General features: G+C 41.3%; 15 protein-coding genes and 2 rRNA genes (1 of these 17 cut by a window edge). 1 reads left to right on the top strand and 16 read right to left on the bottom strand.

All coding sequences use genetic code 11. From position 1 onward, the window contains the following. Positions 1-53: 53 nt before the first annotated feature. The 9 genes from PTET_RS05895 to PTET_RS05855 all read right to left on the bottom strand — a co-directional run bounded on the left by PTET_RS05895 (position 54) and on the right by PTET_RS05855 (position 11595). Complete coding sequence (locus tag PTET_RS05895; RefSeq protein ID WP_013464611.1) at positions 54-1472, bottom strand: sigma-54 interaction domain-containing protein; 1419 nt, start codon at positions 1470-1472, stop codon at positions 54-56. Positions 1473-1527: 55 nt separating this feature from the next. Next, a complete protein-coding gene (locus tag PTET_RS05890; RefSeq protein WP_013464610.1) occupies positions 1528-2829 on the bottom strand; it encodes an ABC1 kinase family protein in 1302 nt (433 codons plus the stop codon). A 64-nt stretch (positions 2830-2893) separates the two neighbouring features. Further along, positions 2894-3448, bottom strand: coding sequence for a DUF1439 domain-containing protein (locus PTET_RS05885; RefSeq protein ID WP_024601178.1), 555 nt, complete (start codon positions 3446-3448; stop codon positions 2894-2896). 99 nt (positions 3449-3547) lie between these two features. Further along, positions 3548-6232 carry a DUF349 domain-containing protein gene (locus PTET_RS05880; RefSeq protein WP_096038317.1) on the bottom strand — a complete coding sequence of 895 codons (2685 nt, stop codon included), beginning with the start codon at positions 6230-6232 and terminating at the stop codon, positions 3548-3550. Then, positions 6222-6503 carry a YeaC family protein gene (locus tag PTET_RS05875; protein ID WP_013464607.1) on the bottom strand — a complete coding sequence of 94 codons (282 nt, stop codon included), beginning with the start codon at positions 6501-6503 and terminating at the stop codon, positions 6222-6224. The genes PTET_RS05880 and PTET_RS05875 overlap by 11 nt, the downstream gene beginning before the upstream one ends. A 1-nt stretch (position 6504) precedes the next feature. Continuing rightward, entirely contained in the window at positions 6505-6831 is a 327-nt protein-coding gene (locus tag PTET_RS05870) for a hypothetical protein (RefSeq protein ID WP_096038316.1), read from the bottom strand. A gap of 123 nt (positions 6832-6954) precedes the next feature. Then, positions 6955-8457, bottom strand: coding sequence for an alanine/glycine:cation symporter family protein (locus PTET_RS05865; protein WP_096038315.1), 1503 nt, complete (start codon positions 8455-8457; stop codon positions 6955-6957). A 374-nt stretch (positions 8458-8831) separates the two neighbouring features. Beyond that, positions 8832-9959: a M14 family metallopeptidase gene (locus PTET_RS05860; RefSeq protein ID WP_096038314.1), complete on the bottom strand. Its 1128-nt coding sequence runs from the start codon at positions 9957-9959 to the stop codon at positions 8832-8834. Positions 9960-10152: 193 nt separating this feature from the next. Beyond that, on the bottom strand, positions 10153-11595 hold the full coding sequence (locus tag PTET_RS05855; RefSeq protein WP_013464603.1) for a glyceraldehyde-3-phosphate dehydrogenase: 1443 nt from the start codon (positions 11593-11595) through the stop codon (positions 10153-10155). A 439-nt stretch (positions 11596-12034) separates the two neighbouring features. Between PTET_RS05855 and PTET_RS05850 the strand changes: the two genes are divergently transcribed. Further along, positions 12035-12832 carry a DUF2989 domain-containing protein gene (locus PTET_RS05850; RefSeq protein ID WP_024603129.1) on the top strand — a complete coding sequence of 266 codons (798 nt, stop codon included), beginning with the start codon at positions 12035-12037 and terminating at the stop codon, positions 12830-12832. A 41-nt stretch (positions 12833-12873) separates the two neighbouring features. Here the strand turns inward: PTET_RS05850 and ihfA are convergent, their stop codons facing one another. The 7 genes from ihfA to PTET_RS05815 form a co-directional block, all read right to left on the bottom strand. After that, on the bottom strand, positions 12874-13170 hold the full coding sequence (gene ihfA, locus PTET_RS05845) for an integration host factor subunit alpha (protein WP_008114070.1): 297 nt from the start codon (positions 13168-13170) through the stop codon (positions 12874-12876). A gap of 2 nt (positions 13171-13172) precedes the next feature. After that, complete coding sequence (gene pheT, locus PTET_RS05840; protein ID WP_096038313.1) at positions 13173-15560, bottom strand: phenylalanine--tRNA ligase subunit beta; 2388 nt, start codon at positions 15558-15560, stop codon at positions 13173-13175. A gap of 15 nt (positions 15561-15575) precedes the next feature. After that, positions 15576-16556 (bottom strand): phenylalanine--tRNA ligase subunit alpha, encoded by a 981-nt coding sequence (pheS, locus tag PTET_RS05835; RefSeq protein WP_013464600.1) that lies wholly within the window; start codon positions 16554-16556, stop codon positions 15576-15578. 82 nt (positions 16557-16638) lie between these two features. Next, complete coding sequence (hda, locus tag PTET_RS05830; RefSeq protein WP_024603126.1) at positions 16639-17349, bottom strand: DnaA inactivator Hda; 711 nt, start codon at positions 17347-17349, stop codon at positions 16639-16641. Next, on the bottom strand, positions 17349-18404 hold the full coding sequence (locus PTET_RS05825) for a DUF2066 domain-containing protein (RefSeq protein WP_013464598.1): 1056 nt from the start codon (positions 18402-18404) through the stop codon (positions 17349-17351). Before PTET_RS05825 ends, hda begins: the two co-directional genes overlap by 1 nt. Positions 18405-18916: 512 nt before the next feature. Continuing rightward, a 5S ribosomal RNA gene (gene rrf / locus PTET_RS05820) occupies positions 18917-19031 on the bottom strand. Positions 19032-19164: 133 nt separating this feature from the next. Next, positions 19165-20025 (bottom strand): 23S ribosomal RNA (locus PTET_RS05815) (it continues 2026 nt past the right edge of the window).

Below are 20025 nucleotides of genomic sequence, written 5' to 3'. Positions count from 1 at the left end.
ACTACCCAAGCGAAAATTCGCGACATTTAACGACATGCACGATATATCGCGAGTTAACGTGTGCGTTGCACTGCCAATTTTCGCATTTTTGAGCGAAGCGTACTCTCAGGTAAGCCCAGCTTATTTGCCGCGCCTTGTTCGCCTGCAATTTTCCAGTTACATAACATCAGTACGGAGATAATATGCTGTCTTTGCGCCTCATCCAGTGTAAGCGTTGGGTTAACGGCATTCGCATCACCGGCTTTTAGCGGCTGACTTAACTGCAGTGTGGGCTGTGTAGATAAAATAGCTTCTCTCTCTAACACGTTTTGCAGCTCTCTGATATTGCCTGGCCAGTCATAGGCTTGTAGTTGCCTAATAGCTTTCTTACTTAACCCCTGTAATTGCTTACCTAGCCGCTTGTTTATTTGAGCAATTAAGTTTTGACATAAAAAAGGTATATCTTCTTTTCGCTCTTTTAGTGCTGGCACTTTGATAGGAAACACGTTCAAACGGTAGTATAAGTCCATTCTAAACTGCCCTGCTTGTACCATTTCCCACAAGTTACGATTGGTTGCAGCAATGATACGAATATCGACTTTTAGAGTTTGGCTGCCCCCTACTCGCTCAAATTCGCGCTCTTGTAATACTCGTAATAATTTACTTTGTGACTCTAACGGCAGCTCTGCCACTTCATCTAAAAATAAAGTGCCCTTATCAGCAAGTTCAAAACGCCCTTTACGTCGCTCATTTGCGCCGGTAAACGAGCCTCGTTCGTGTCCAAACAACTCCGATTCTAATAAGCTAGGGGTAAACGCCGCACAATTAACTTTTATAAACGCCTGCTCATTGCGCTTGCTTAATCTATGTAAGTTACGCGCCACCAGCTCTTTGCCAGTACCGTTTTCGCCAAGTATCAACACCGTACTGTCGGTTTCGCTCACTAACTGTATTTGCTGCAACATACGTTGAAATACATCACTGCGCCCTACTAGCCCCGAGTCTTGCCAATCTTGATTTAGCTCGGCAGTAAGGTAGTCGTTTTCATCTTTGAGCTGCTCGCTTAAATGCTTTACTTGCGCTAAAGCATCTTGGAGCGCGGTTTGGGTTCGCTGCTGCGCTGATATATCGCGAAAAACGGCCACGGCACCAATAAGCTGGCTATTTTTATAAACAGGCGTGGAGGTATATTCAACAGCAAAGGCGCTGCCATCTTTACGCCAAAATACTTCGTTTTTAACCTCGCGGCGTTTGCCATCAAACATGGTGCAGTAAATTTGGCATTCATCGGCAGGGTAAGGCGTGCCATCTGCATGACTGTGATGATGATATTGATGTATTTTTTTACCCAGCAATTCATCGGCTGTCCAACCCGTCATTCGCTCTGCCGCTGGGTTTACAAACACCGCATTACCAGATAAATCAAATCCATATATGCCCTCACCTACCGCATTAAGTAATAAAGTAGGATCGTTTAAAAAGTTTTTTATCATTGCAGACCTCGCGAAATATCGCGAGTATTATGCCAATTCTCTCTTGCTTTAGCACCTAGTAATGGCTAAATAATGCCTTAATATCTATTTTTGCTTCTAGCCGTGCTGCGATTAAATACAAGCCCGCTAGCTTACGGTGAATAAACAACGCATCAACAGGAGGCGTATGCCATTGCTGCGACTGTGCGCTTAACTGCAAGCCTGCATCTTTAATATTGCTAGCAAGCGCGCTATTTTTAAAATCAAACTCGCCGTTATAGCGCAGTGGCTCGCAGGCCATTAAAAATAAATCAATCACTTTTTCTTTGTAATTGTCTTTGAGGGAATCTTTAAAATAGCCAATATCGGTGGCGGCATTGAGCACCCCTTCACGATCGTTATTACTACCAGCTTTAAATAAAGCTAGATAGGCATTACTTAGTGCTGGGGTAATTTCTCGTGTGGCACCAAAGTCAAATAATACTATTTTTTGTGATTCAGGTTGGTAATGAAAATTTGCAAAGTTAGGGTCGGTTTGGATTAAATTAAAGACAAACATTTCTTTAAAAAATAAATCAATCAGTTGTTCAGCAACTCGGCTTCGCTCTGATTGTGGTAAATATGTAATGCCCTCTATAGGCTTGGCATCTACATACTCCATGGTTAGCACTTGCGCAGTACTGTGCTGGGGATACACGCTAGGGACTTTGAAATGCGCGTTATTTGCTAACAGATTTTTGTAACGTGATAAATATTCAGCTTCTCGAGTGTAGTCGGCCTCTGCTAATAGCTGTGCCTTGGCTTCAGCCACTAGGGGTTTAATATCCAGCTCTTTAGGTAATAACCGCGATAAAGTAAGTAAAGTGATCACGTTATCTACGTCATTCACTACACTTTTTGCGATTCCAGGGTATTGAATTTTAACTGCCAGTTGCGCGCCATTTTCTTTATAAGCTAAATGAACCTGGCCAATGGACGCCGCCGCAAACGGCCTGAGCTCAATATGAGAAAAACGCGATAACCAATCCTCTCCCCATTGCTCTTTTAAAACACTAACCAGTTGTTTGTGTGGCATCGGGTTGGCATCTGAGCGCAATAAAGACAGCAATTGAGCAAGTTCGGGGGTTAGTAAGTCGCCAGCATCCATTGAAAGCAGCTGCCCAAGCTTCATTGCCGCACCGCGCAGGTGTGAGAGTTGAGTGGCTAGGTTTTCAATATTTTTAGGCTGAAGCAATAAGCTTTTATTATCCCAGCCTTTACCAGAAAGCGCACTTTTAGCCCCGCCCACTAACATATTCGTGGCGACGCCAGTGGCTAATGAGCCTAACTTTGCAAAACGTGAAAGTCGAGATGTGGGAACGGATCGCTCATTAGCCATAATTAACCTAATCTATTAATAATAAGGTCAACTAATACGTTTTATTACGCCTATTGGATCTAAATTATAACCGAGGGACTAGCTTAATAGCGCCTTCTACTACTTTTAAATCTAAAGGTAAATTACTTAATAATGCCATTTTAGGATCGTTCATATTTAACTTATAAACGGGGTTAACGGCTAAAAAAGCATTCATTACATCCATGGCCTCGTTATCCAGCACTTCTAAATTACCTTTAAAGCCACCGGCATCAATGCTTGAGTCGAGTAACTTAACATTACGTAAAAATACCGCTTTTTTCTCGCTGTCATAAAAAGGAGTGCCCTGTATTTGCAGCTTTAAGCGCACTGGGTACTTTAATGCAAAAGCATTAATCTCGGCGCTAGAATCTGCACCTAATAAAACATAATCACTATTATCTGGGCCAATATTAACGCTTAAATCATTCACATCAAACTGCACAGGTAAGCCCATCAGGCTAACTTTTTCACTTAATTTAGGTAACTCTTTATTTAGTAACGACTCAACCTCTGAATTTGTAAATGAATAAACCGAAATACCCTGCGTACTGTTACAGGCAGTTAAAAATAGTAGTGAAATAAAAACAAAAATTTTCATGCAAAACCCTATTGGTTAATCGTATAGGCAGTAAGTAACCATAACAAAAAGCCGCTTTAATAGCGGCTTTTTCATTTTAGTTGATAAAAGTGATTGCGCTTAATTTACAGCAAAAATAACTTTTAACCTTGCTAGTGTGTCAGCTGTGACTGAACCCTCACTGAGTGCTAATAACTGCTTTAAATAATAATTTAAATCAGCGTGTTCGCCACGGTGCTTATCATCAAGCATAGCTACTTGCTCTACCATTCTTTGCGATGAGTTTTGCGAACTTACGCTCGCAAGTATTTCCATACGCGTTAACAGCTGCTCACAGCTCAATGCTGTTTTAACTGCACCATTAAATTGACTCGGGACTGGCTCGTTGTTCTCAAGTGCAACAAATAAAGCATCTAAATTAGCTTGCTCATTTTTAGCCGCTAACCCTGTCAGCTTTTCATCTATGGCTGATAACAAAGCAGACACTTTAGGGGTTAACGATTTAAACTGTTTATACCCTTTAACTTTGGTTTGCAAATCAAGTAATTGGGCTTTACCTTCAACACTATTTAATGCTGCTTCAAGCTCATTCAGCTCAGTTGTTGCCAGCTTATCTGACTCACTTTGTTCGCGCTTTTGCTGTTCAAACTCTTCGCTTCGTTTAGTGAAAGTTGCATCATTAAACTGACGAAATTTTTGCCACAATGCATTTTCAGCTTTTAAGCCTGCAAACCCTATGGTTTGCCACTGTTGCTGTAACTGCTTTAGCTGTTGGCAAGCGTCTGCTAAATTATCGCTTTGTGATAATTGCTGTGCTTGTTCAACGAGCTCATTTTTAAGTGCGGCATTGCCTTTATGAAACGCGTTAAGTGACGCTACAACCTGTTGCTGCTCTGCCTTATAACGCTCGTTTAATACGCGGTATGTTTTCGGGTCAACTTTACCCACACTTCGCCATGCCTTTTGCAAACGGTTATAGTGACTTTCTAGTTGTTTCCAATCTAAATCAGCCGTATCAGTTGCTTGTAAATGCAATGCATGCATATCAGCAATCAATTGCTCGCGCTCTGCTTTTGCTGCTTCACGTTGCACTTCTTGCTCAGCGAAGTAGCTGCGACAAGGGGCAAATAAAAGCTCAATTTTTTCATCGAACTCGTTGCCCTGTTGTTTCTCTTGCTCTGTATCAAGGCGTCCTAGCTCGTTCCAACGCTTGCGAAGTACTTTAACTTGATCAGCACGCTGTTGTGGATCGTTACACGGCTCATCAACTAACGCTGTTACTTCTTCTAAAAGTGCTGCACGTTTTGGTGCGGCCGCATATTTTTGCCAATCTTTAGCATCGGCTAATTGCGCTTCTAGGTCTGCTTTTAAGTTAACCAGCGGCTGTTGATACTTTTCAGTTAGGGCATTAAATAACTCTTCGAAGCCTTTAAATACACCAAATGCAACGTTAAAGCGCCCTTCTTCAATTAAACGTTTTACATCACGTGCCTTGCGTTTAGCTTGGCTCTGGGTTTTTTCAAGCAGCTTAGTGAGTTCGCTCATTGCAGCTAAAAATTGCTTTTTATGCGCATTAAGTTGGGTTTTAAATGACGCTTGTAAATCATTGCTAAGTACATCTAAATGGCTGCGTGCCTCTTTAAATGTGTGATTAAAGGCACTTAGTTGTTGATCGTAATCGCTAAGTTGCTCTGCAGGTTTTATTTCAATAAGCGTACTGTAGGCAATTTTATATTCTTTAATCGCCGTAGTTAGCTCAGGTAACTTGGCTACTTGTAAAAATAGTTGCTCAAGCTTATTAATCACTTGTTTTGATTGCTGATCAGCCATCAATTGCGTTTTATCTAGTGTGTCTTTTGCTTGTGCTACTTTTGCATTAAGCCAATCTTGCTGAATTTGCTCTGGGGTTTCTAATCCAAGTTGCAATGCATTTTCAATTTCTTCACTTAATGCTTCTAACGTAGCTAATGCTAAGACTTGGCGCTGTTGCTGCGCTAAACGTTGCTGCTCTATTTCATGTTGCGCTTTTAATGTGGCAATGTGAGCATTAAGCTTATCGGTAATTGATATATATTTAGCATCAAGGGTTTTTACATGTTCTTCACTTAGCCATTTTAATTCAAGAGCTTGCCACTGCGCCATGAGTTCTGCAGCTTGTGGGTCAACAATGGCGTAGTCATTTTTATCACGCAATGCATTAAGCTTGGCTAAAATAACACGGGTTGCGTTTTCAACTTGCGATGGCATTTCAAGCGCTAAACGCTCGTTTTCAAGATGACTTTCTAGCGCAACTTTGGCTTCACCTTGAGCATGCTTTAACAGTGCTTTAGTTAACTGCTGAGTAATGACTAAATCAACTAACTGTTTTTGCAGCTCTTCGTTTGCTTCTTTAAAGGCTTTTTCAATCAGTTTAGGGTTAGCTAGGCGTTTTAATAGCTTAACTCTCACTTGCAGTTCTTTTTCAGCAAATGCTAGTTTTTCAAGGGTTTTAACCGGTGCAAAGCGTTCAATGTACTCATTTTTAATCTGCGCCGACAAGCTACTTTCACTGTTTAATACAGCCGATGAGATTTGTTGTTCAGCAACATCTTTCAATGCCTGATCTTGTTTGTAAGCTTTCCACCACAGTGGTAAGTCGTTTACTTTTTGCAGTGCTTTACGACGAATTTCAGCCGATGAGTCTTCAAGGGCTAAGGTGCTTAAAATTGTTACGTCACGTGCCACATCAAGTTTTTCAATCGCATCTAAACGAACTTGTTGCTTTGGGTGTTTCCATTTTGGTGTAAAAAGGTGTTTAAAGATCATTTTCACTGAACCTAGCTATTTCGTTATCTGATTTGAATTCTTTTTGTAGTTGCGCTTTGGTTTTTTGGATCATTTCTCCATTTGCACCAATGGTAAACTGCTCGTTTGATTGTGCTACTTTTGCTTGGTACAACATCACTAGTTGCACTGTTTGTTGCTTTTGCTCATCTGATAAAGGCGTGCCATCTGGCCACTTTCCCGTTGCCGCACCATACTGTAAGCGCTCAAATAATTCTGGAGTAATATTCTGTACTAGGTTGTCAATATTCATGTCATTTTTTCTTTTTCAGAGTCACTAAAATAATACGGTTAATAAGGTACCAAATACAGCCAATGCCAATGGCCGAGGTATACGCATACCACTGAAGTGTTTTTTCTTGAGGTTGTAGGAAGTACAAACAAAAGAAGCCACCTAAAAATAAGATCAGCGCTAAAAAGGAGTGGTTCATAAACATTTGCTGCTTTTTAATTCGCTGCTCACGTTGAAGTTGTTGAACTTGCTCGGCATTTAATTCAGCAACGTTACTTTGGCAATGTGGACACTGCGAATGTTTATCTGAAATTGATTTTGCACATTTGGGGCAACGAGTAATCGCCATACATCTCTCTCCATACTACGCATAAAAAAAGCGCCTTTCGGCGCTTTTCATTGTACTTGTTTTATTGCTCTTTGTCTTTTTTGAATTTAACCCAATAGATGATATTAGGTTATTGGGATCTGTTTATTCAGCGTCTTTAGATTGCTTTTCAAGACGTTTTTCCCAGAAGGTGGCGTTTTTAATCCCTAACTTAACGGGATCAAATGTGATTTGGCCACCTTTTTTCTTCTGGTCTTCATAATCACTCAAACATGTTAAGGCCGGTTTAGCGACAAAGAAAATGGCTAATATACCCAATATGTTGATCCACGCCATTAAGCCAACGCCTATGTCGCCAATAGTCCAAATATAACCGGAACTGTTAACCATGCCGTAGGCTACCATAAACATAATCATAAGTTTTACCACTACAAGCGGAATACTTCCTTTAAAGTAGCGATTTAAGTACGCGATATTTGTCTCAGCAATGAAGTAATAAGCCAGTATGGTGGTAAAAGCAAAGAAGAATAAAGCGATACCTACAAACGCTTCTCCAAAGCTACCAAATACACTAAACAACGCCATTTGGGTGAATGCTGCTGATCCCACTTCAGTTGCCGCATCCACATTTTGTATAATGAATTGCCCTTCTGGCAAAGTACCGACTACATTGTATTGCTGCGTCATTAAAATCATTAATGCCGTTGCTGTACATACAAAAAGTGTATCAACATAAACAGAAAAAGCTTGCACTAAACCTTGCTGTGCAGGGTGATCAACTTCTGCCGCAGCCGCAGCATGAGGACCTGTACCTTGGCCGGCTTCATTAGAGTATATTCCACGCTTAACACCCCAGCCAATTGCAGCACCAAAACCTGCTTGGGCTGTAAATGCATCACCAATAATGAGCGAGAAAATACCCGGGACTTTGTCTATATTTAAAAATACGATAATTAAGGCCAATACGATGTAACCAAGCGCCATAAATGGCACTACAATTTGCGTAAAATTAGCAATGCGCTTTATACCACCAAAAATAATAAACGCTAAAACAATAAGAATAATGGCCAACGCAACCAGTTTAAAACTGCCTACTTCACCAAAACTTGTAGACACCATAGTGCCATCACCAAATACTTGAGTGAATGCGTTGCCCACAGCATTTGCTTGCACGCCCGGTAGGAAAACCCCACAGGCTATAATTGCCGACACAGCAAATAATACAGCCAGCCATTTTTGCCCTAAGCAACGGTCAAAATAATACGCTGGACCACCGCGGTATTGGCCGTCTTCTTCTAATTTATAAATTTGACCTAATGTTGACTCCGCGTATGCAGTACTTGCACCTAAAAAAGCAACAACCCACATCCAGAAAATAGCGCCAGGGCCACCAAAACCAATTGCGGCTGCAACCCCGGCAATATTACCAACCCCTACTCGCCCAGATAATGAGACAGCAAGAGCTTGAAAAGATGAAATCCCTTTTTCTGAGGTGTTAGGGCTAAATAATAGCTTACACATTTCTTTAAAATGTCTAACTTGAGCAAATCGAGTTAGTACGGAGTAAAATAAGCCTGCGCCTAGGCATAAATAGATGAGTGCATCACTCCAAACAACATCATTAACGGCGCTTACAAAAGCTTCCATGAACATCCTCACAGTTATATTTATTATTATTAATTACCATACTCTGCTACTCAGAATACCTGTTATAAGCTTTACGAAATAAGGGATTAATCTTTTCCGTCTTTCTTATTGCTCAATCGATATTAACTTAAGTACCCAATATTGTTAACAGTTAATTTTCAAAACAACTTATTGTTTATTTATATTGAGCCTGCTAAGACAAGGTTTAACTAAGTGCAAATTGATTTAGACTATATGGTATTAAATCTGTCGAGAAGGTGTATTGAAACGTTTTAGTGCTGTGGTGGGTAAATGATTCTTATTTTTTGGTACGGTTGGTTTAGCTAAAAGTAAAAAGGGTATCAATATTATTGATACCCTTTGAAACAAACGTTTTATCTTAAGTTGTCTACAACATTAACAATGGCTGCTAAAGTATCTTGTCCAAATTGATAAGAACGACGATCTGACCAACCATAATCTGGATCGGGTAAGTCATTATTATCTTTAAATGGCATTTCTACTGTGTAAGTAAGTGCTTTAAATTCTTCTGCTGTCGCTGATGAACCTACTGTTAGGTTAGCTTGACCTGGTTCGTCTTTATCGTAGCCATGCGTATCTTGAAACTCTGGAGTAATAGTTAAAAGCGCGGCCTTAAAGCTATCCTCTAAGCCTTTTAGGCGTGCATCATAGCTTGGTATGCCTTCGCTACCGGCAACAAAATTATATGGAATGGCTTCATCACCATGAATGTCTAGGTGCATGTCTAAGCCGGCTTCGCGCATTTTATTAAGCACTAAGTAAACTTCAGGACTATTTTCCATGCTTGGCGTTTGCCATTCACGGTTTAAGTTAACCCCTTTAGCATTAGTACGTAAGTGACCACGTGCACTGCCATCTGGATTCATGTTTGGCACTACATAGAATACCGCTTTTGATAGTAAGGCTGCTGCATGTGGGTCTTCATCGTCAAGCAGTTTGTGTAATAAGCCTTCTACAAACCACTCTGCCATAGTTTCACCTGGATGTTGGCGAGCCGTAACCCAGATGATTTTTTTATCGGCGCTTGGCTGACCAATTTTAAGCACGCTCATGTCACGCCCATCAAGGGTTTGACCTAGTGTTTCTAGTTGGCAAATTTCTTGGCTTTGCGCCCATGCTAATAAGTCTAAATGACGATCGTAGCTGTAAGGTGCAAAGTAGGCGAAGTAAACGCTGCTGCACTCAGGCTCAAGCTCAAATGTTAATGTGCCATTTTCATACGAAGACGGTACACGGAACCATGTTTGACGGTCGTATGAAGCAACAGCTTGGTAGTCTACCCAACCATCAGGGTATGCAGACTTATCAAGATTATTAATATTTAACTGATGAAGTTGATAAGGCGTTGTTTCAAGGCGAAAGTGAAACCACTGATAAAACTCAGACTGGTGATCTTTATTAATTTCTAGCTGAATATTTAACGGATCGGTGGCTTCAATAACTTTAATATTACCACTGTCGAAATTGCTACTGATTTTCATTACAACAAACCTATTAGTTAACTGTGTGTCTTTGACTAAGGCATTTAGCCAAGAGGTAAATACGTGTCACTGCACTTTAAAAGTGTATAAACGCGTACCCAATTTAATAAAGCGTACCATAACCGCTTCACTTTAAAAATCTTCAGGCCTAAAAAAGCCAGCAAGTGCTGGCTTTTCTTAATTGCTCATATGTTTATCGAGGTAAACTTGGGAATGAGACTTCTGCCATGTCGCGCATACAGCGAACTACCTGGCAGCTATAACCAAACTCATTGTCGTACCATACGTAAAGTACTACGCGGTTATCATCAACAATCGTTGCTTGAGAATCAACAACACCTGCGTAACGGCTACCCACTAAATCGGTAGAGACGATTTCAGTTGATGCTGTGTAATCAATTTGATCACGTAGGTCTGAGTGAAGTGCTGTTTCACGTAAAAACGCATTAAGCTCTTCAACCGTTGTACTCTTTTCAAGGTTCAAGTTTAAGATAGCTAACGATACGTTTGGTGTAGGTACACGGATTGCGTTACCTGTTAGTTTACCTTCAAGCTCTGGTAATGCTTTAGAAACCGCTTTCGCTGCACCTGTTTCAGTGATAACCATGTTTAGTGCCGCAGCACGACCACGACGTTCCGCTTTGTGGTAGTTATCAATTAAGTTTTGGTCATTAGTGTACGAGTGAACCGTTTCAACATGGCCATTCTTAATACCAAACTGATCGTTTAATGCTTTAAGTGTTGGCGTAATCGCATTGGTTGTACAGCTTGCTGCACAGACAATTTTGTCTTCCGGTAAAATATCTTGGTTGTTTACACCGTAAACGATATTTTTAATATTACCTTTAGCAGGCGCTGTTAATAATACTTTTGCAGCCCCTTTAGATTCTAAATGCTGACCAAGGCCGGCTTCATCTTTCCAGATACCTGTGTTATCAACGACTAATGCGTTTTCGATGCCGTAAGCGCTGTAATCAACTTCGCTTGGCGAATTAGCGTAGATAACTTGAATGTAGCTACCGTTCGCTTTAATTGCATTACGCTCTTTATCGATGGTGATAGAACCATTAAATGGACCATGGATAGAGTCACGACGTAATAAGCTTGCACGTTTCTCTAAATCGCCATCTTTACCGCCACGCACAACAATAGCGCGAAGGTTTAAATCGGCATACGGGCCTGACTTTTCAATTAACAAACGTGCTAATAAGCGACCGATACGACCAAAACCATAAAGTACAACGTCACGTGGTGCTTTTGGTTTAGAGTCAACAATTTCAGCAAGTTCATCTTTAACAAACTCTTCTACTGAACGACCATTCGCTGCATCTGTGTATAAATAGCTGTATGCTAATTTACCAATATCGATACGGGCAGAATTTAATTCCATTTTGCTGATAGCTTCTAAGAATGGGAAGCTTTCACGTAGGCGCAGTTTAGTCCCTTCAAATTGAGCTACTGATTTGTGAGACTTGATAATATCAATAGTGCTTGAATTTACTAATGGACGGCCGTAAACAGCGATTTCGATACCACGATTACGGTACAATTTACCAATAATAGGCTGCATGCTTTCTGCGTAATCTTGACGTTCTTGCCAGCTACTTGTGTATTCTAACTCGTGAGATGAGGTCATTTTTTTTACCTAATTAAACAATTTTGAACGGATAGCCTAAGAATGCATCAAATTTTGAGAGCAACGCATTCCTTCGGGCAGGTCTATTCTAATTTAATCTCATTTTATTCTCTACTGTTAGAGACTAAAGTTTAGGCTAGAATAATACTATATGAGGGTCTGTTGACCTTTGCGGATTAAAATTTGTTCAAACTAGGGACAATTTAATCGCGGCGCGAGGTTTGTAACCTAGTGGGCTAAGTCAAAACCGAGCAGCAAAGAGTAAATCGCACCTAGGCAGAACCCTTCGGGCAGCGCCTGTTTGGCATTGATGCTACGTTATCGCCTATTTATGGGGAATAACCACACCACATAGGCTCTGCCTTGTCTCAATACCAAACAGACTGCTGCAAATTCAACCTTGAAAGGTCAACAGACCCTAATAATTTGAGAGACTCGGATGGCTTTTAAGCGCATAACCCTCGCCTTTGCAATTTTGCTTACAGGCTGTGAAGAATCTTTAACCGTTGAAGATATTTGCGTTCAATCGCCGGCCATATGTAATGATCTTAACCAAGATAGTCACTGTAAAGCGCAGCGAGAACGTACTATTTTTTCTCGTCACCTTGAATCTTTACAACCAACCGATGAACACAAATATCAATTACTTAAAGCGTTTGAGCATTACAATCAATGTATTGCTTTGGCAGCCAACATTCAGCACATAAAACTAAAAAGCAAAACCACGGCTCGCCGACATGCCCACTTAACGAGCATGAGGGAAATGGCACGGATTTATCAACAGACAAAACACACCAGCCACCCGGGCTTGCTTTATTATCATTGGTCAAGAAACAATGACGAAAGTGCATTAACACGTTTGCTCGCTTTAGAACATACTGCAGAAGTTGAACAAAGTGCTGAGATGCAATTTTACTTAGCGTCTTATTACATTAAGGTTGATGAAGAAAAAGCGATTAATTTTTTATACAACACGCTAGCGCTGAATAAAGCGAAGCATGAACCGAACCCTGAAATATATATGTCTTTAATCAGCCTGTTTTATAAACATCAACAATATAAACATGCTTATATTTTTGCCAAAATAGCTCAGTTTTCTGGTATTGAACATATTGATATACTGTTAATTGAGCAGCAGTTAATAGCACAAGGAAAGAATTTAGAGAGTTTAGATAGGTTAGCCGAGCAGACTTTGCAGCAAATAGATCAAGGAACGTTTATCTCCCCCCGGAAATAATAAAACAGATACAAAAAAGGCAGCTTACGCTGCCTTTTTGTTTATTTTTTGCTAGTGCCTACTTCGACACGGGTTTTTAACTTTTGCCCCGGTCTAAAGGTAACCACGCGACGTGCTGAAATTGGGATATCTTCTCCCGTTTTCGGATTACGTCCCGGCCTTTCTTTCTTATCTCGAAGATCAAAGTTACCAAATCCAGAGAGCTTAATCTGCTCGCCTTTTTCAAGCGCTGAGCGGATTTCTTCAAAAAACGCTTCAACTAAATCTTTGGCATCTTTTTTATTGATCCCGAGCTTTTCAAATAGGTGTTCAGCTATGTCGGCTTTAGTAAGCGCCATATCTAGTCCCTCAACGATGCATTAAACTTTTCGGCCAGTGCGGCCACCACGTTATCAACTACCTGATTGATATCTTTCTCTTCGAGTGTTCTATCAACCGCTTGCAGTGTTAGAGCAATCGCCAAACTCTTATAATTTGGCTCAATACCTTTGCCCTTATACACATCGAATAAGTTTAGGTCAACCAATTGATTTCCGCCAACTTTTCCGATGACGTTTAAAATATCACCTATTTTAACGCTGTCTTGTACTAAAATAGCGATGTCGCGGCGATTTGATGGGAATTTAGACACCCCAACAGCCTGCGGTAAATTTCTTTTTTCTAATGCCGACATTTCAATTTCAAACACAAAAGTAGCGTTATTGATATCTAACGATTTTTGCGCTTGAGGGTGTAATGCACCAAAGAAACCTACTTTTTTTCCATCAACATAAATAACAGCTGATTGACCAGGATGAAGGCCATCTGATTGCTCGGCTTTAATTTCAAAGCGGCTAACATCATTGGTAATAGCAAGTAATGCTTCAACATCCCCTTTTAGGTCGTAAAAATCAACGTTACGTTTTTCTTCAACCCAATGTTCGCCATGCACAAGCCCGGTAATAACACCACCAATAACAGGCACTTGGTAAACGCCATTTTCTGCGCTTTCATCGCTGATAAATTTAAGGCCATGTTCAAATAAGCGAATGCGTGGTTGCTGGCGGTTTTGGTTATAGGCAACAGATGCTAATAAGCCAGGCATTAAACTTATACGCATCGCTGACATTTCAATTGAAATTGGGTGCGGCAATACCAATGCGTTACACTCTGGATGTAAAATAGCTTGCGCTTTAGGATCAACAAAACTGTAAGTAATGGCTTCTTGATAGCCACGGGTTACTAGCGCATTACGAAAACGGCTCAGTGCAACAGTTGACTCATCGTGTGTGGTCATTTTAAGTTTTGCAGTTGGTGCCACATTAGGAATACTGTTGTAACCGTATACACGTGCTACTTCTTCAATTAAATCTTCTTCAATACGAATATCAAAGCGGTAGCTTGGTACATCAGCGCTCCAGCTATCATTGTCAAATTTAACATCAAGACCTAAACGCGTAAGTATATCGGTTACTTTAGCATCGTCAATGTGATGACCAATAACACGGTCTAAACGTGAACGACGTAAACGCACTTCAGTTACTTTTGGTAGTTTATCTGCAGCAACAGCTTCAACGATTGGACCTGCGTTACCACCTACAATCTCCAGAAGTAACGCTGTAGCGCGCTCCATGGCATCGTGTTGTAGTGCAAAGTCGACGCCACGCTCATAGCGATGAGATGCATCAGTGTGCAAACCATAGCTGCGTGCTTGTCCTGCAATAGCCACAGGGTTGAAGAATGCACTTTCTAACAGGATATCAGTTGTTTTTTCAGTAACACCCGATTGCTCACCGCCAAAAATACCAGCAATGGCTAGTGCTTTATGATGATCGGCAATCACTAATGTCGATTCATTTAATTTAGCCGTATTACCGTCTAATAAAACCAGCTCTTCACCTGGGGTTGCACTACGTACTTTAATTCCACCTTCAATCGCATTTAAATCAAATGCATGCATTGGGTGGCCAAGCTCTAATAATACAAAGTTAGTCACATCAACAACCGGATCGATTGAACGTACACCACTACGACGTAGCTTTTCAACCATCCATAATGGCGTCTCAGCGTCTAGGTTAATGCCCTTAATAACACGCCCTAAATAGCGAGGACAGGCATCATCGTTAACCAACTCAATTGATACTTTGTCTTCAATTGTCGGCGTTACCGCTGGAATGCTTAATGTATTTACATCAATACTGTTAAGTACGCCGACTTCGCGGGCAAGCCCTTTAATACCTAAACAGTCGCCACGGTTAGGCGTTAAATCTACGTCAATAATGTTGTCATCAAGCGCTAAATATTCGCGTAAATCGTTACCAATAGGCGCATCAAGAGGCAATTCCATAATGCCATCGCCTTCTTCACTAATACCTAGCTCATCAAACGCACATAACATGCCGTGTGAAGGCTGACCACGGAGTTTGGCTTTTTTAATTTTGAAATCGCCTGGTAACACTGCGCCAACAGTGGCAACTGCAACTTTAATACCTTGGCGGCAATTTGGTGCACCACAAACAATATCAAGCAGTTCATCACCACCAACATTAATTTTTGTTACACGTAGTTTATCTGCATCAGGGTGCTGGCCACATTCAACCACCTCACCTACAACAACACCATTAAATTTGGCTGCTGCCGGCTCAACGCCATCTACTTCTAAACCAGCCATTGAAAGCTGTTCCGAAAGAGCTTGCGTATCAATTGCAGGATTTACCCACTCTCTTAACCACTTTTCACTAAATTTCATTTTATCTCTTCACTCTTAACGGAACTGGTTTAGGAATTTTAAGTCATTTTCGAAAAACGCACGTAAATCGTTTACGCCGTAACGCAACATGGTTAAGCGCTCAACACCCATACCAAAAGCGAAACCTGTGTATTTTTCAGGATCGATGCCTACAGACTTAAGTACGTTAGGATGAACCATGCCGCAGCCTAATACTTCTAACCATTTACCATCTTTACCCATCACGTCCACTTCGGCTGAAGGCTCTGTAAACGGGAAGAATGAAGGACGAAAACGAATTTCCATGTCTTCTTCAAAAAAGTTACGTAAAAAGTCATGTAAAATACCTTTAAGCTCAGTGAAGCTTACATCAGTATCAACCATCAACCCTTCCACCTGATGGAACATAGGCGTGTGTGTTTGGTCGTAGTCATTACGGTATACACGCCCTGGCGAAATAATACGCAGTGGCGGTTGCTCAGTTTCCATAGTACGAATTTGTACACCACTGGTTTGAGTACGTAAAACCAGCTTAGGATTAAAGTAAAAGGTATCGTGATCGGCGCGAGCTGGGTGATGCTCTGGTATATTTAACGCATCAAAGTTATGAAAATCATCTTCAACTTCAGGGCCTGATTTAACAGCAAAGCCAAGTTCACCAAAGAAGCTTTCAATACGCTCAATGGTGCGAGTTACTGGGTGCAAACCACCCGATGGCATAACACGCCCAGGTAAAGTTACATCGATTGTTTCTGCTGCTAGTTTTTCTTCTAATGCTTTACTTGCTAACAATTCACGCTTGTCATTAATCGCAACTTGCACGTCTTGCTTAGCTTGGTTAATTACTTGGCCTGCTTCTTTACGTTCTTCAGGGGCAATTTTACCTAACGTTTTAAGTAAGCTGGTAATTTCGCCTTTTTTACCAAGATAGTTAACCCTGATCTCTTCTAGCTGCGCGATTTCACTGGCACTGGCTACCGCCTCAAGTGCTTGCGCTAATATGTTTTCTAAGTTCATTCGATACCTGATCTTTCACAGAAGGTGATTACAATTTAGTTAGCTAATGATAACTGAAAGCAGGGTCTAGATTCTAGACCTACTACAGCTTTAGCGTTGATTTTATAAAAGGAATAGTCAATTTTCGTTGTGCAGCCATGGATGCGTGATCTAATTTGTCTAATACATCCAATAAAGCACGCATATCACGACTCAAACGCGTTAATAAAAATCGCGCACATTCATCGCTCAGTTCAAGCCCACGCATATTTGCACGCTTAACCAGCGCCTGTGCTTTATCATCGTCACTCATAGAACGAATTTGAAACGTAGTGCCCCACTTTAAACGGGATTCTAAGTCGGGCAAGCTAATATTAAGCATGTTAGGCAGTAAATCGGCAGTCACTACCAGCATTTTATTGGGCTCATTAAAGCGATTAAAAAAGTTAAATAACGCTTTTTCCCATGCATCATTGCCTGCTACCAAGTGCACATCATCAATACACAATACATCCAATGCTTCAAGCCCATCTAAAACCATTGGTCCAAAATGAATGACCTCGCGCATGGAAAGCAGCATATTAGATAAGCCACGCTCTTGTGCCTGAATACAAGTGGCATATAGTAAGTGAGATTTACCAGAATCTCCTAAGCCACACAAATAGGTATACTGAAAAGAGTGAGCAAGCTTAGAAAAGCTATCTTTGAGATGATTTACCTCGAGTGAGTCTTCACCGCCAAAGTAGGATGCAAATGTTTCATCGTCCGGTAAAGTAACCGGCAATGCCATTTGTATTGGCTCTTGAGTTAGCATTAATTTACAACCCATTGATACTCTAGGCTTTGCTCATCAACTATGTGATAAAAAGCACGAGGATCAACATAGTCTTTAAAGGCGTTATCCAGGCCAAGGGCTTTTTTAAGGTCACTCACAGTCCCCGTATGATGAAGCTCAAACTCAACCGAATCGGGAGTTTTACGTATAATAACCGCTTGGGTGACAACACTTAGGTTGAGTAGACGACGCTTTGCCAACTCTATATCCACAAAATTATCTGTCCCTTTTAAGGTCAAATTGGCAGTACGTTGCTCATAATACGCATTCGGATCGATCGCATATTCGCCAGCTAAACCTTGCGCTAAATCATCAATCATTTGCGCAACGATTTGCTGTCTATAGCCAATAATTCGGTTAGATTCAAACATTTCGTCATTAGTAAAACGCCAATCTAATACCCAATTATCGGAGTTAAACTCTTGATACATTCTAGCAGTAATACTGCGCTCAGCACTGTAGCGTTTAGATGCCTCTTCTACAGGCCCAGAAAAATTTCCCCAAACTTCAGGGACACCAACAAGCCGTCTGTCTTGTAAATCGAGTAAAGGCACAACAACCGGTAAACCGCGGCGGCTTGCTTTGTCGTAAATCAGTTGCTCTAACTGAGGATAACTCTCTTGAGTAACCAGCTCTCGCTGCCTGTTATCTTCAATGCCTAACCAGATGGCAACCAGTGGGCGTTGAGCTCCCCACAACGGCAAATTAAGATCTTTTATTAGTGCATTGATCTTTCGCGCTTCAAATTTAACTAGTAACTTAAGCGTTCCAGGAATACGCTCATCGTATTCAAATTTAAGCATATAATCAGATATATCTTTGGTGCGTTGCTGTGCTATCTGATTTTCATCTGCACTTTTATCACCACTCACTTTTACTAGTACGTTAAGAAGCGCTTTGCGACTAGCGTCTAAACGCGCATCACGAGATTTATCTTCTACGACCAAAATATCTTGATATAGATCAGTTACTTCAACTGCAGATACAGAAACACAAAAGAAAATGGATAAGGCGCTAATTAATAATCTATACACAGGCAAATCATTCTTGGTTTTAAACTGTTTTGATCCTAAATCAAAGCCACTAACAAAGCAAAATTATATTTTTCTCAGAAACGAGCACCGTTAAGCTTGCTTTAATAATATAAAAACTCAAAGTAAGCTGCGGCTCATTTGAGTCTGTTTGCTACTTCTTAGCAACAGCGCATGGCAAAACAGCGTTGAGAGCCATAATGAAAGCATGCAGGTAGCTTTTGGCTATTATTTTTTCCTTTTAACTAGTGCATTTCACCTTGCAACTTTATTTTTCACTTTTCTGCAGACGTAAAAAAGCCCGACTATTTCTAATCGGGCTTTCTCTTATTTGGAGCCTGGTAGTGTCGTGGTGCCCACAGCGGTAGAGAGCCACATAGCAAATGTATAGAGTCGGCATTAGGCGCTTATTATTTTCCTTTTACCTGATGCCTTTTACCTTTCACCTACGTTTTTACTTTTCTGCAGACGTAAAAAAGCCCGACTATTTCTAGTCGGGCTTTCTTTAATTTGGAGCCTGGTAATGTCCTACTTTCACATAGCAAATGCTACACTATCATCGGCGCTGTTTCGTTTCACTACTGAGTTCGGCATGGGGTCAGGTGGGTCCAAAACGCTATTGTCACCAAGCAAATTTGGTGTAAGGTCGATTTAATCGAGCTTACTAAAATTTGGAATTCTGATAATAAAGAGTATCGTAAATCTACTTTAGTCATATTAACTTCTGCGCTTAAACTATCACATAAAACGCGTTTGGCGTTGTATGGTTAAGCCTCACGGGTAATTAGTACAAGTTAGCTTAATGGCTCACACCACTTCCACATCTTGCCTATCAACGTTGTAGTCTTCAACGGCCCTTCAGAGACTTTAAAAGTCTAGTGAGAACTCATCTCGAGGCCTGCTTCGCGCTTAGATGCTTTCAGCGCTTATCAGTTCCGAACGTAGCTACCGGGCAATGCCATTGGCATGACAACCCGAACACCAGCGGTTCGTTCACTCCGGTCCTCTCGTACTAGGAGCAACCCCTCTCAATTCTCAAACGCCCACGGCAGATAGGGACCGAACTGTCTCACGACGTTCTAAACCCAGCTCGCGTACCACTTTAAATGGCGAACAGCCATACCCTTGGGACCGACTTCAGCCCCAGGATGTGATGAGCCGACATCGAGGTGCCAAACACCGCCGTCGATATGAACTCTTGGGCGGTATCAGCCTGTTATCCCCGGAGTACCTTTTATCCGTTGAGCGATGGCCCTTCCATTCAGAACCACCGGATCACTATGACCTACTTTCGTACCTGCTCGACGTGTCTGTCTCGCAGTTAAGCTGGCTTCTACCATTACACTAACCGTACGATGTCCGACCGTACTTAGCCAACCTTCGTGCTCCTCCGTTACTCTTTGGGAGGAGACCGCCCCAGTCAAACTACCCACCAGGCACTGTCCGTAACCCCGATTCAGGGGCCAACGTTAGAACATCAAAACTACAAGGGTGGTATTTCAAGGACGACTCCACAAAAACTAGCGTCTCTGCTTCTAAGTCTCCCACCTATCCTACACATGTAGGTTCAATGTTCAGTGCCAAGCTGTAGTAAAGGTTCACGGGGTCTTTCCGTCTAGCCGCG

This window comes from Pseudoalteromonas tetraodonis, assembly GCF_002310835.1.
Taxonomy (GTDB): Bacteria; Pseudomonadota; Gammaproteobacteria; order Enterobacterales; family Alteromonadaceae; genus Pseudoalteromonas; species Pseudoalteromonas tetraodonis.
This window is presented reverse-complemented; position numbering and strand designations above follow the sequence as displayed.

Excerpts from the sequence above, each read along its gene's own strand:
- PTET_RS05895 (WP_013464611.1), bottom strand. The coding sequence starts at position 1,472 with ATGATAAAAAACTTTTTAAACGATCCTACTTTATTACTTAATGCGGTA.
- PTET_RS05890 (WP_013464610.1), bottom strand. The coding sequence starts at position 2,829 with ATGGCTAATGAGCGATCCGTTCCCACATCTCGACTTTCACGTTTTGCA.
- PTET_RS05885 (WP_024601178.1), bottom strand. The coding sequence starts at position 3,448 with ATGAAAATTTTTGTTTTTATTTCACTACTATTTTTAACTGCCTGTAAC.
- PTET_RS05880 (WP_096038317.1), bottom strand. The coding sequence starts at position 6,232 with ATGATCTTTAAACACCTTTTTACACCAAAATGGAAACACCCAAAGCAA.
- PTET_RS05875 (WP_013464607.1), bottom strand. The coding sequence starts at position 6,503 with ATGAATATTGACAACCTAGTACAGAATATTACTCCAGAATTATTTGAG.
- PTET_RS05870 (WP_096038316.1), bottom strand. The coding sequence starts at position 6,831 with ATGGCGATTACTCGTTGCCCCAAATGTGCAAAATCAATTTCAGATAAA.
- PTET_RS05865 (WP_096038315.1), bottom strand. The coding sequence starts at position 8,457 with ATGGAAGCTTTTGTAAGCGCCGTTAATGATGTTGTTTGGAGTGATGCA.
- PTET_RS05860 (WP_096038314.1), bottom strand. The coding sequence starts at position 9,959 with ATGAAAATCAGTAGCAATTTCGACAGTGGTAATATTAAAGTTATTGAA.
- PTET_RS05855 (WP_013464603.1), bottom strand. The coding sequence starts at position 11,595 with ATGACCTCATCTCACGAGTTAGAATACACAAGTAGCTGGCAAGAACGT.
- PTET_RS05850 (WP_024603129.1), top strand. The coding sequence starts at position 12,035 with ATGGCTTTTAAGCGCATAACCCTCGCCTTTGCAATTTTGCTTACAGGC.
- ihfA (WP_008114070.1), bottom strand. The coding sequence starts at position 13,170 with ATGGCGCTTACTAAAGCCGACATAGCTGAACACCTATTTGAAAAGCTC.
- pheT (WP_096038313.1), bottom strand. The coding sequence starts at position 15,560 with ATGAAATTTAGTGAAAAGTGGTTAAGAGAGTGGGTAAATCCTGCAATT.
- pheS (WP_013464600.1), bottom strand. The coding sequence starts at position 16,556 with ATGAACTTAGAAAACATATTAGCGCAAGCACTTGAGGCGGTAGCCAGT.
- hda (WP_024603126.1), bottom strand. The coding sequence starts at position 17,349 with ATGCTAACTCAAGAGCCAATACAAATGGCATTGCCGGTTACTTTACCG.